Origin of the sequence: Cognatishimia activa (assembly GCF_001458335.1) — a bacterium.
Taxonomy (GTDB): domain Bacteria; phylum Pseudomonadota; class Alphaproteobacteria; order Rhodobacterales; family Rhodobacteraceae; genus Cognatishimia; species Cognatishimia activa.
This window is the reverse complement of sequence record NZ_CYTO01000026.1, coordinates 15,772-25,738: the sequence shown is the minus strand read 5'-3', so window position 1 is coordinate 25,738 and position 9,967 is coordinate 15,772. Positions and strand designations below refer to the sequence as shown.

At 56.9% G+C, this 9,967-nt stretch carries 15 protein-coding genes; 11 read left to right on the top strand and 4 right to left on the bottom strand.

Annotation, left to right across the window (positions count from 1 at the left end; all coding sequences use genetic code 11):
- On the top strand, positions 1-1,066 hold a 1,066-nt coding region (gene ccmI, locus TA5113_RS16310; RefSeq protein ID WP_058316827.1), incomplete at its 5' end, for a c-type cytochrome biogenesis protein CcmI.
- Between the two features lie 25 nt (positions 1,067-1,091).
- Here ccmI and TA5113_RS16305 read toward each other — a convergent pair.
- On the bottom strand, positions 1,092-1,505 hold the full coding sequence (locus tag TA5113_RS16305) for a MerR family transcriptional regulator (protein ID WP_058314107.1): 414 nt from the start codon (positions 1,503-1,505) through the stop codon (positions 1,092-1,094).
- Between the two features lie 76 nt (positions 1,506-1,581).
- Here TA5113_RS16305 and TA5113_RS16300 point away from each other — a divergent pair, with 76 nt between their 5' ends.
- Genes TA5113_RS16300 through merA form a run of 6 tightly spaced genes read left to right on the top strand, consistent with a single transcriptional unit; the run spans position 1,582 to position 4,518 of the window.
- Positions 1,582-1,989 (top strand): mercuric transporter MerT family protein, encoded by a 408-nt coding sequence (locus tag TA5113_RS16300; protein ID WP_240310512.1) that lies wholly within the window; start codon positions 1,582-1,584, stop codon positions 1,987-1,989.
- Between the two features lie 15 nt (positions 1,990-2,004).
- On the top strand, positions 2,005-2,307 hold the full coding sequence (locus tag TA5113_RS16295; protein ID WP_072629818.1) for a heavy-metal-associated domain-containing protein: 303 nt from the start codon (positions 2,005-2,007) through the stop codon (positions 2,305-2,307).
- Positions 2,308-2,317: 10 nt separating this feature from the next.
- Entirely contained in the window at positions 2,318-2,569 is a 252-nt protein-coding gene (locus TA5113_RS16830) for a hypothetical protein (protein ID WP_072629817.1), read from the top strand.
- Entirely contained in the window at positions 2,566-2,952 is a 387-nt protein-coding gene (merF, locus tag TA5113_RS16290) for a mercury resistance system transport protein MerF (RefSeq protein ID WP_072629816.1), read from the top strand. Before TA5113_RS16830 ends, merF begins: the two co-directional genes overlap by 4 nt.
- Complete coding sequence (locus TA5113_RS17050; protein WP_153218051.1) at positions 2,949-3,086, top strand: hypothetical protein; 138 nt, start codon at positions 2,949-2,951, stop codon at positions 3,084-3,086. Before merF ends, TA5113_RS17050 begins: the two co-directional genes overlap by 4 nt.
- 1 nt (position 3,087) lies before the next feature.
- Positions 3,088-4,518: a mercury(II) reductase gene (gene merA, locus TA5113_RS16285; protein ID WP_211317755.1), complete on the top strand. Its 1,431-nt coding sequence runs from the start codon at positions 3,088-3,090 to the stop codon at positions 4,516-4,518.
- Positions 4,519-4,792: 274 nt separating this feature from the next.
- Here the strand turns inward: merA and TA5113_RS16280 are convergent, their stop codons facing one another.
- The 3 genes from TA5113_RS16280 to TA5113_RS16270 form a co-directional block, all read right to left on the bottom strand.
- A complete protein-coding gene (locus TA5113_RS16280; RefSeq protein ID WP_058314104.1) occupies positions 4,793-5,104 on the bottom strand; it encodes a DUF2933 domain-containing protein in 312 nt (103 codons plus the stop codon).
- A gap of 117 nt (positions 5,105-5,221) precedes the next feature.
- Positions 5,222-5,776 carry a hypothetical protein gene (locus TA5113_RS16275; protein ID WP_235872024.1) on the bottom strand — a complete coding sequence of 185 codons (555 nt, stop codon included), beginning with the start codon at positions 5,774-5,776 and terminating at the stop codon, positions 5,222-5,224.
- 85 nt (positions 5,777-5,861) lie between these two features.
- The gene (locus tag TA5113_RS16270; RefSeq protein ID WP_058314103.1) at positions 5,862-6,308 is read right to left on the bottom strand and encodes a DUF411 domain-containing protein; all 447 of its coding nucleotides are present in this window, start codon (positions 6,306-6,308) and stop codon (positions 5,862-5,864) included.
- A 126-nt stretch (positions 6,309-6,434) separates the two neighbouring features.
- Between TA5113_RS16270 and TA5113_RS16265 the strand changes: the two genes are divergently transcribed.
- The 4 genes from TA5113_RS16265 (at position 6,435) to TA5113_RS16250 (ending at position 9,904) form a co-directional block, all read left to right on the top strand.
- Positions 6,435-7,154 (top strand): response regulator, encoded by a 720-nt coding sequence (locus TA5113_RS16265; RefSeq protein WP_058314152.1) that lies wholly within the window; start codon positions 6,435-6,437, stop codon positions 7,152-7,154.
- Entirely contained in the window at positions 7,151-8,593 is a 1,443-nt protein-coding gene (locus tag TA5113_RS16260) for an ATP-binding protein (RefSeq protein ID WP_058314151.1), read from the top strand. The genes TA5113_RS16265 and TA5113_RS16260 overlap by 4 nt, the downstream gene beginning before the upstream one ends.
- Before the next feature lie 16 nt (positions 8,594-8,609).
- Positions 8,610-9,203, top strand: coding sequence for a L,D-transpeptidase (locus TA5113_RS16255; protein WP_058314102.1), 594 nt, complete (start codon positions 8,610-8,612; stop codon positions 9,201-9,203).
- 134 nt (positions 9,204-9,337) lie between these two features.
- A complete protein-coding gene (locus TA5113_RS16250; RefSeq protein WP_058314101.1) occupies positions 9,338-9,904 on the top strand; it encodes a L,D-transpeptidase in 567 nt (188 codons plus the stop codon).
- The last annotated feature ends 63 nt before the right edge of the window (positions 9,905-9,967 follow it).

The window sequence follows — 9,967 nt, the reverse complement described above, 5'->3', positions numbered from 1 at the left end:
GGCGGATACAACCCCCGCCGTTCTCTTGGACCAATTGGATGAGGTCAAACGGGACCTTGAGCGCGGTGTCATTTCTGGCGCAGAAGCCACCGCGGCAGAACAGGAGATCAAGAGACGGATTCTCATGCAGTCGCGCAAGACTGCTCAGGCGACCAAGGAACTGACATCGGGTGGTCGCTTTGCCATTGTTCTGAGTGCTATGTTCGTTCCGGCCTTCGCATTCGGTTACTACGCGGTCATGGGATCACCGGAGATACCCGGCATTGCATTTTCCGAGCGGACAGCTGAACGTCAAGAGACGGCGAAAGTCGCAGATTTGACAAATCAGCTTTATGATCGGCTCACGACTGATCCCTCCGGAGGACCGTCAGAAGGCTGGATGCTTCTGGGACAAACCTATTCCAGAATGGGTCGGTTCGCAGATGCTGCCGAGGCCTTCGGGATTGTCGCCAAACGACCAGAAGCCACTTCGGCCGTTTTCTCCATGCTTGCAGAGGCCCTTATCTCGGCAGAGCAAGGTGTTGTGACACCGGCTGCGGTGACCGCAATCGAGCATGCGATGGAACTGGACCCGTCCAATCCCGCGGCGGTCTTCTACAAGGCAGTCGCATTGAGACAGAAGGGCGACATCGCGCAGGCACATGACTTGCTGATAAGACGACTGAACAACGCGGACAGTTTCTATCCCTGGATGGAAAGCTTTGTTGCTGAAGCAAACCGAATTGGCGCCGAGATCAGCAGAGCTCCGATCTCACTGGCTGATTTTGCACCGTTGGTCAGTGCACCCGGGCCTTCTCAGGAAGATATAGAAGACGCTCTAGACCTGACCGTGGAGGAGAGACAGGCGTTCATCATGTCGATGGTTGAACGGCTGGCTGCGCGTCTTGAAGATGAGCCGGATGACTTTGACGGGTGGATGCGGCTTGGCAACGCTTTCTCCGTCTTGGGTGATAGGGAACAGGCAATCGCCGCACTTGAACGTGCTGAAGTACTGTTATCAGTAGCTCCGCAAAACGATCCGCGGCGGCAAACTCTACAAGAGGCACTGGCCAGGATGCGCCAATAGCATCTTTCCAGACCTGTTTTCGTGCTCATGCATCGAAAAGCGCATCAATGATGGCACAGTCGGGTGCCGCATCGCCCGTGCAGCGCGCGACGGTTTCTGATAAGACGCGTTCTATCCGTGTCAGATCGGCTATTTTTGCGCGCACTTCTCCGAGATGTACTTCGGCCATGGCTTGGACTTCGGCGCAAGTCTGGATCCGATTATCAACCAAGCCCAGCAACCCGCGAACCTCTTCTAGCGAGAAACCGAGAGCTCGGGACCGCATGACGAACTTCAATCGTCGTACATGGGTATCATCGTAGCTTCGATAGCCCTTCGTACTGCGCGGCGGGTCCGGCATGATGCCGATTTTCTCATAATAGCGAATGGTTTCCGGGTTGCAGCCCGTCGCTCGTGCCAAATCACCCCGCCGAATTGAACTCACGCTTGTGTTACTCATTTCGCAAAAAAACCCCTTGAGCCTGTATCAACTACAGACCCTAGAACGGTGGAAATATCTGTTCAAGGAAGATTCGATGGAACAAAATTTGGCGGAACTTCCGCAATCTCGGTCGCAGAAAATTGGCGACGAAACCACCAAGGGATGGGGCGTGACCGGCCTCGGCGTCCTCGGTGCGCTGGCGATGACCTCGTGCTGCATTCTGCCGCTTGTTCTGGTCAGCTTTGGCGTGACGGGCGTGTTCATCGCGCAGCTCGGGGCCCTCTATGCCTACAAGTGGTACACCTTCGCGCTGAGCGCCGCGTTCTTGGGATACGGCTTCTACAAGGCTTACAAGCCTGTAGATGCCGAGTCCTGTGCCGATGGCACCTGCGCCCGCCCCATCGACCGCCAAATCATGCGGGCGACCCTCTGGGCCGCTTCCGCGATTGTCGCTGTCGCCATGATCTTTCCCTACATCACCCCCTTCATCCTGAAATTCTGAACGAGGACAATGACCATGAAGCATCTTCTGCTATCCGCCCTGACTATCGCCGCACTCTCGACTCCGACCCTCGCTGAAGAGCGCCAGGTCGAGATCGCCGTCAGCGAACTGACATGCCCGTCCTGTTCATTCATCGTCGCCAGCTCGATGCGCGGTGTTCCGTCGGTCGAGATCGCCGCATTCGAGGACGGCCCCGAATACGGGCAGGGTGTTTACAGCGTGACCTACGATGACGCCGAAACTTCCATCGAAAGCATCATCGGCGCGGTGACGGCCAATGGCTATCCGGCGCAGGTGCTGCCCGACACAGCCTCCTGAGCCGCCTGCAATGCGTGACAATCTGATGGGTGGCCTGCTGGCCTTCGGAATAGCAGCTCCGGTCGTGGTCGTCTGCTGCGGCGGCGGAACTGCCGTGCTTGCAGCGTTGTTCGGCGGCGTTGGGGCTTGGCTCTCTGGAATGAGTGGCATTGCCGTGCTGGTTTTGGCGGGTCTGACCTACCTGATCGTCCGCGCATTGCGTCGTTCGCAAATGAAACGCGCCTCCGGCCCCGACCCATCACAGAGAAAGACGGCTCCTTGACTGGCACACCTGAAAATTCCGACCGTCTGCTGAAATGGGGGCTTGGCGGTGCGCTCTTCGCCGCGCTCTGCTGCTTTACGCCGCTTCTGGTCGTCATCGTCGCTGGCGTCGGATTGTCGGCCCTAACGGGTTGGCTCGATTACGCCCTGTTCCCGCTGCTGTTTTTCAGCCTCGCCGTGGTGGCACAGGCCCTTTGGCTGCGCGCTGGCAAGCCGGGACCGGCCCCGAAACTTTGGGCCACCGGCCTCGCGGTGGCCCTGTCGATCCTGATCATTCTTCTCGAATTCAGGTTCGCAATACGGATCACAATCGGCGTTTTCGCCGCCACAGCACTCTACGCGGTTCTGCTGAACCGTGCGCAAAAGAAAGGAACGCTCTCATGATGATGGGATGTTGCACCGCCACCGGTATGTTCTTCGGTCTTCTCGGCATGCTCACACCGCTGATCGCAATCGGCGCGGTCATTTATCTGTTCGCTGCCAAATCGAACAACCCCGAGTATGGTGAGGCGCGCTGAGATGAAAGACCTGAACAAAAACGACGATGGACAGGGCGGCTATGACCTGATCGTTCTTGGGGCCGGATCGGCGGGGTTCTCCGCCGCAATTACCGGCGCGGATGCCGGAAAGCGCGTCGCTCTCGTGGGACATGGCACCATCGGCGGAACCTGCGTCAACGTGGGATGCGTGCCGTCCAAGGCGATGATCCGCGCGGCAGAGGCCGTGCACGGTGCGGGAGCTGCCAAACGGTTCCCCGGTCTATCAGGCCACGCGCAAGTCGATGACTGGCAGACGCTCGTTCAGTCCAAGGACGATCTGGTCGAGACCCTGCGCCAGAAGAAATACGCGGACCTTCTGCCGGAATATGAGGGTGTCGATTACATCGACGCCGGTCCCGCGCGGCTGATCGAAGGTGGCGTGACAGTCGGTGAGCGAACCCTGAAAGCACCGAGGACCATCATCGCCACGGGCGGGCGTCCCGTCCTGCCGACCATCGACGGCATCGAGGAAATCGGCGCGCTCGACAGCACCAGTCTTCTGGAGCTCGAAGTACTGCCGAAAAGCCTGATCTTCATCGGCGCGGGTTACATCGGCGCGGAACTGGCCCAGATGATGAGCCGCATGGGCGTGAAGGTCACGCTTGTTGCCCGTTCGCATCTGTTGCCCGGCGCGGAACCAGAGGTCTCGGAGGCATTGGCGGCGGCGTTCGAGGCCGAAGGCATCACCCTTCTGACCGGGTTAAGCTACGACACTGTGCGCCGCGACGACGCGGGCGTGACACTGCGCGTGATCCAGAACGGAAAGCCTGTCGAAGTGACGGCGGATCACCTCGTTTCGACCGCTGGCAGGCGGGCCAATACCGAAGATATGGGCCTGGACGCAATCGGCGTGGAAACCGACGCGCGTGGGTCCATCGTCGTCGGCGAGGACATGCAGACATCGGTGCCCGGCATCTATGCTGCGGGCGATGTGACCAACCGTGACCAGTTCGTCTATATGGCGGCCTATGGTGCAAAGCTCGCAGCCAAAAACGCAGTGCTTGGTGAGGACCATCGTTACGACAACGCCGCGATGCCCTGGGTTGTGTTTTCCGACCCGCAGGTCGCGGGCGTCGGTCCCAGTGAAACCCAGGCTCGGGACGCGGGCTTCGACGTCAAGACGTCCATCGTGCCGCTCGATCAAGTGCCGCGCGCGCTGGCCGCACGCGACACGCGCGGATTGATCAAGCTGGTGGCGGACAGAAAGACCGACCGGCTGCTTGGTGGCCAGATCATCGCGCCCGAGGGGTCCGATACGATCCAGACCCTCGTCATGGCGCTGAAGTTCGGCATGACAACAAAGGCGCTCGGCGAGACGATCTTCCCGTATCTGACGACCGTGGAAGGGCTGAAGTTGGCGGCGCAAACCTTCGACATGGACGTGGCGAAGCTGAGCTGCTGCGCGGGATGACAGATCGGCAAAAAAACTGGAGGCTCTGGCAACCACTACAGCGTGTTGCAAGATGCCTTAATTGAAAGCAAACCCGCTCCTTCCATCGTCGCAGGATACTTTTTGAACGCCCTTTCCAGACAGGCCCACCAGTCGGCAACCATCGGGTAGACGCACATTGTCGGCAGCGGCCCGTGTAACCGACGGAGGCTCTAACGGACAAATCCCGCCTGACGTCGAGCATCCGCCCAGGACAAGCAGACCGACGATGGTGGAACTGAGGGCCAGACGACGCTTAGCGCGAGCGTGCAATGTCCCGAGCAGGAACCTGTCCATCGCGGAATTCTGCATCCAATGTATCCTCTTGCGCCTGCTCATCTTTTGACCCGTGGCACGACTTTCCAATCAATTTGTGCATCACAACGTGTGCCCCGAGGCAGAGTGCGATCGGCGCAAAAAGCCCGACGTTGGTCCACAGACCGGCAATTGTACCCCCAGCGACAAAGAAGGCCGCGATCGGCAACAGCATGACGGCACAACAGACCACCATGCCATAGTGCATCAGTTTCGATGACCAGGTGGGTTTTTGGCTTTGAGTGTCAGACATGTAGCTCTCCAGACATTCTCGGACGTCTGTGCAACATTCCAGTGAGGTAAGGTCAAGGGTACATTTCGATACACTTGATCAGATGACGGTCTACGAATAGTTGTCCGGGTAAATCAGTCAGGTTGCCGAATTCAGCGCGTAAGACAAGACTGTCACACCGGGGATCGAGACCAGGCTGAAGAGCAGAGCTATATTCCTCGTTTTGGATTTGCTTGTATCAGACGTCTCGCCTGAACGTTTTGTCAGAACGGCCAGAAGCGCGATGAATGCGCCCGGCACAACGGCGTAGAGATACACGCCAGAGATGTTGTGAAAAATGAACGACCGCTCAAGCGTTGGTCCAACCACGCTTACTGCGGTTGCGCGATTGCCGCTGAAGGAGCCAAACAAGTCAGCCGACAGTACATAAACGAGAATGTGAATCGCGATGAAAGTGGCGCTTCGAAGGAGGCCATCCAGAACGATATACCCGATCTCCGAGCGGTCGGGATTATTCAACGTGTTATGTGCGAAGACAAACCCGATATAGTTGACAATAAATACAACCGGCAGCCCGTTTGTCATCACCTGACGCAGAAACCGCCCGAGCGCTGTGGAATTCGTCACGAGCATCGCCGCAAAATTGGGCGTGCTGACGACGTAGACAAACAGAAACGGCAGGATGCTTGCCATGCTCAGAAGGGATACGTTCCAACAAAACCTACCAAATGGCAGCGCGGGAGAATAGCTTTGTCGGAACGTATCGGGAGAAAGCACGTCAGCCGTGTGTCGCGAAAACCCGGGTCGATCCGTCCATAAGCACAAGCATCACATCATACGGATCGCCCCTGGTGCCCATACCGGGCGACCCCATAGGCATGCCCGGCGCTGTCACGCCGCGCGCCGCAGGCTTTTCCTGCAGCAACCGCGCGATGTCGGAGGCAGGCACGTGGCCCTCAACGAAGTAGCCACTCACAGAAGTCGTGTGACATCCGGCGAGCTCTGGCGCGATGCCGTATTTCTGCTTCAACACTTGAAGGGTGTCATAGTCGACGTCTTCAACTGATGCTTTGAACCCGGCAGAGATCATCTCATCAACCCACGCACCGCAGCAGCCGCAGGTCGGTGTTTTGGTTACCTGCAACATCGGGGTAGCAGTCTGTGACAATGCGGGACCTGCTGCAATCGCACTGGCGACCGTCAAGACAAATTGGCGTCTGTCCATTTCGAACTCCTTTTTCTCTTGGTTCTGATACTTGACATGCGTTCGGGAGTCGACCGGTAGACGTTGTTACATTTGGCTACAATCACGGGATGGGCGTTCCTGAGCCGGAATGTCTATAAAGACAATATGAAAGAGCAACCACGTATACTGGTCGTCGACGACCATTCAGAGATCAGAAAATCCGTAACAAGTTATCTGGAACGGAACGGACTACGTGCATCTGCGGCAGAGAATGCCGAACAGATGGACAGTAAGCTCGCAGAAGCCAATTTCGATCTCATCGTGTTGGATGTCATGATGCCGGGGGAAGACGGGTTGTCCGCGTGTCGGCGGCTGCGCAGGGAAGGACATACACCGATCCTGATGCTGACCGCATTGGGAGACGATGACGACCGCATAGCTGGTCTGGACGGCGGGGCGGACGACTACCTTGCGAAGCCCTTCAACCCCAAAGAACTGTTGGCGCGGATTAATGCAATTCTGCGACGAACGCAGCAAATCCCGCAGATCGACGACTTTGCCGGGAAGACAGTCAAATTTGCGCATCTTGAGCTAGATGTCGACGGTCGCACTCTGATTGACCAAACTGGGTCCCGCACGCAACTCACGTCCGGGGAACTGAAATTGCTAACGCTGTTCCTCAAAAGGCCGAGGGCCGTCCTCGACAGAGACCAGCTTCTTGAACTCAGCACAGGACGCATAGCGGGGCCACTGGATCGAACAATAGACAATCAGGTGAGTCGATTGCGCCGGAAAATCGAGCAGGATGTATTGCGGCCCAGGGTCATCGCGACTGTGCGTAATGGTGGATACAGCCTGTCTTGCGATGTCGAGATATGCGCATGAAGATGTTACCACGGACGTTGCGCGCGCAGATTGCGCTTCTGGTCCTCGGCGTATTGTCCCTCGCACAGGCCCTAAGCATGTGGTTCTTTGTTGATGAAAGATCGCTTGCCGTACAGGCTGCGATCGGTGCCGAAGCAGCGGCGCGCGCGGCAAACGTCGCTCAGTTGATTGAAGGGGCTCCCCCGGAACTGCACGCGCAGATCATTCGCGCTGCAACCTCACCGCTTGTGCGTTTCGATCTGGCAAATGCTCCTACGGTCCCCCATGGAGATCATGATGAAGGCGGGGCGGTTGAGGCACGGATCCGGGCATTGCTGGGAGAGAGTTACAGCCGTGATATTCGGGTTGAGGTTCATGAAATTGAAGGAGGCCTGCTGCCACTTCCAAATCTGTCACCGGAAATGGCGGAAATGCATGCTGAAATGATGCAAGGCAGCCTTGCTGCCATTGAAATGGAGCTTTCTATTGCATTGGCAGGTGGAAGTTGGCTCAACGTCGGTACGCGATTTGAAAGGCCGCCGCTGCAATGGTCCCTCGCCTCCAACATATCATTTGCTGTGACTGCGGGCCTTCTCTTGGTTGCCAGTTTCTGGTTTCTTCTCTCCAGATTGACCGGCCCGCTCAACAACCTGGCAAACGCATCCGAACGCTTGGGGCGTGGTGCCGGAGAGGGGGACTTGCCGGTTGTGGGACCGAAGGAAGTGCAAGACCTGACCCATGCGTTCAATACTATGCAGGATCGCCTGACGCGTTTTGTCAGTGACCGAACCCAGATGCTTGCGGCGCTTGCGCACGATCTCCGGTCCCCTCTGACCGCTCTTCGCGTGCGGGCAGAGATGGTAGATGATGAGGATACACGCGCATCCTTAGTGACATCGAGCGAAGAGATGCAACAGATGGTCGATGCAACTCTGGATTTCGCGAAGGGTGTGGGCCAGCATGAAGACGTCCAATCCATTGATCTTCATGATCTGATTATCGGTATGGGGTTGGACAAGGTTCAAATGAACAGCGAAGGGCCCCTGATCGCATCTGTGAAGCCAAGTGCGATGGGGCGCGCCATGAGAAACCTGATTGAGAACGCGATCCGCTATGGGGACGAGGCCAGAGTATCTTGGGAAAGGTCGGGCAATGAGGTAGTGATCGCCGTTGACGACAATGGGCCCGGCATCCCCGAAAATCAACTAGAGGCCGTCTTCGGGCCTTATGTCCGACTTGAGACGTCGCGATCACAAGAAACGGGCGGTCATGGTTTGGGGCTATCAATTGCGCGAAGTATCATCCTTGAGCACGGCGGTTCCATTTTGTTGAAAAATCGCGTTGATGCGGGGCTCCGCGCAGAAATCACGCTGCCAATCAGGCCGGGTGCCGGCACCTCGCGACAAGAGTCACTTTCGCCACGTATAGCGCATGCTATAACTAAACTCAAAACACAATAAATCCCAAGGTACGAATATGAAACGAAGATATTTTTTGACGTCTGCTGTTGCTCTTTCGGTGTGCGGAAAAACTGCGTTTGCACATAGTGACGCAGAGCATGATCGCCGCATCGGACCATCTGTCGTGCCTCCTGAGCATTTGCCGCGCGAAGTTGAGTATTCCGAGGCAGGGAAGCCGGGAGAAATACATGTCGATCCGAACCAGTTCGCGTTGTTTTGGACTTTGCCGAACCATCGGGCGGTCAGGTACACGGTCGGAATTGGCAGGGAAGGCCTCTATGAATCCGGCGAGTTCTATGTCGCGCGCAAGCAAAAGTGGCCGCGCTGGACGCCGACACCTGCAATGATAAGCAGAGAGCCTGGCCGATATCTTCGTTTTGCCGGCGGCGTTCCTGGGGGACTGAAAAATCCACTGGGTGCAAGAGCGTTGTACCTCTTTCAACCGGGTCGAGGAGACACATACCTAAGGATTCACGGAACCACGGACCCGAAGACGATCGGTCGACGCGTCTCGAACGGTTGCGCGAGGCTTACGAACAACCAAATTGTCGAGTTATACGAGCAAGTCCCGCTCCAGACGCGTGTTGTGCTCAAACCTTTCGCCACGTGAGAATAGCAAAAACGCTCGCAGAGCCTTGATAGCGATACATATAGTTACAAAAAACCAACCGCCCAGCTATTCAGGGAAACCATGCGATTGGGTAATCTAACGCGGAAGCAGGTACCCTAATCGAGGTTGGTTCCATGACCCAAAAACAAACAGTTTTGACACGTCGCTCATTCTCTACCGGGGTAGGGGCGGCAGCATTCGCAGCGCCTTCTATTCTGGGCGCTCAAGAACAAGCTCCGGTTCGGCGCAACATGTCTTCGTTCCGAACGCATGCTTGGCAGGATCACTTTGATCGGCTCGGAAATGGCATCATCATTTCGGATACGGTCTCACGTGTTCTGCAGCATTGGACGGCAGACGGCGAAATGCGTATATATCCAACGTCCGTGCCGATGACAGACGAGCTGACGCGGCGCGGATACACCGAAATCGTCTTCAAGGATCCAGAGCCGGACTGGGCGCCAACACCGTCCATGCTTGAAAGAGACCCCACTCTGCCATCCTATGTGCCCCCCGGACCGGAAAACCCTTTGGGCATCCGGGCCATGCATTTGACATGGCAGTATTACAGAATCCACGGGACAAACGATACACGCAAGATCGGGCGGCGCTCATCAAACGGCTGCATTGGTCTGTTTAACGAACAAATCATCGAAGTGTATGACCGGACGCCAGTTGGCACTCAAGTCAAGCTAATCTGATGGCGAGATCCGGCATTTTCATCGTGGCGGTCCTGGTTGTCGGGGGGCGCCTGTGATCTGGCA

Bases quoted from the DNA above. Each gene is read 5' to 3' on its own strand.
- TA5113_RS16255 (WP_058314102.1), top strand. From the start codon at position 8,610: ATGAAACGAAGATATTTTTTGACGTCTGCTGTTGCTCTTTCGGTGTGC.
- TA5113_RS16265 (WP_058314152.1), top strand. From the start codon at position 6,435: ATGAAAGAGCAACCACGTATACTGGTCGTCGACGACCATTCAGAGATC.
- TA5113_RS16300 (WP_240310512.1), top strand. From the start codon at position 1,582: ATGGAACAAAATTTGGCGGAACTTCCGCAATCTCGGTCGCAGAAAATT.
- TA5113_RS16260 (WP_058314151.1), top strand. From the start codon at position 7,151: ATGAAGATGTTACCACGGACGTTGCGCGCGCAGATTGCGCTTCTGGTC.
- TA5113_RS16305 (WP_058314107.1), bottom strand. From the start codon at position 1,505: ATGAGTAACACAAGCGTGAGTTCAATTCGGCGGGGTGATTTGGCACGA.
- TA5113_RS16250 (WP_058314101.1), top strand. From the start codon at position 9,338: ATGACCCAAAAACAAACAGTTTTGACACGTCGCTCATTCTCTACCGGG.
- TA5113_RS16275 (WP_235872024.1), bottom strand. From the start codon at position 5,776: ATGGCAAGCATCCTGCCGTTTCTGTTTGTCTACGTCGTCAGCACGCCC.
- TA5113_RS16830 (WP_072629817.1), top strand. From the start codon at position 2,318: ATGCGTGACAATCTGATGGGTGGCCTGCTGGCCTTCGGAATAGCAGCT.
- TA5113_RS16295 (WP_072629818.1), top strand. From the start codon at position 2,005: ATGAAGCATCTTCTGCTATCCGCCCTGACTATCGCCGCACTCTCGACT.
- merA (WP_211317755.1), top strand. From the start codon at position 3,088: ATGAAAGACCTGAACAAAAACGACGATGGACAGGGCGGCTATGACCTG.
- TA5113_RS16270 (WP_058314103.1), bottom strand. From the start codon at position 6,308: ATGGACAGACGCCAATTTGTCTTGACGGTCGCCAGTGCGATTGCAGCA.
- TA5113_RS17050 (WP_153218051.1), top strand. From the start codon at position 2,949: ATGATGATGGGATGTTGCACCGCCACCGGTATGTTCTTCGGTCTTCTC.
- TA5113_RS16280 (WP_058314104.1), bottom strand. From the start codon at position 5,104: ATGTCTGACACTCAAAGCCAAAAACCCACCTGGTCATCGAAACTGATG.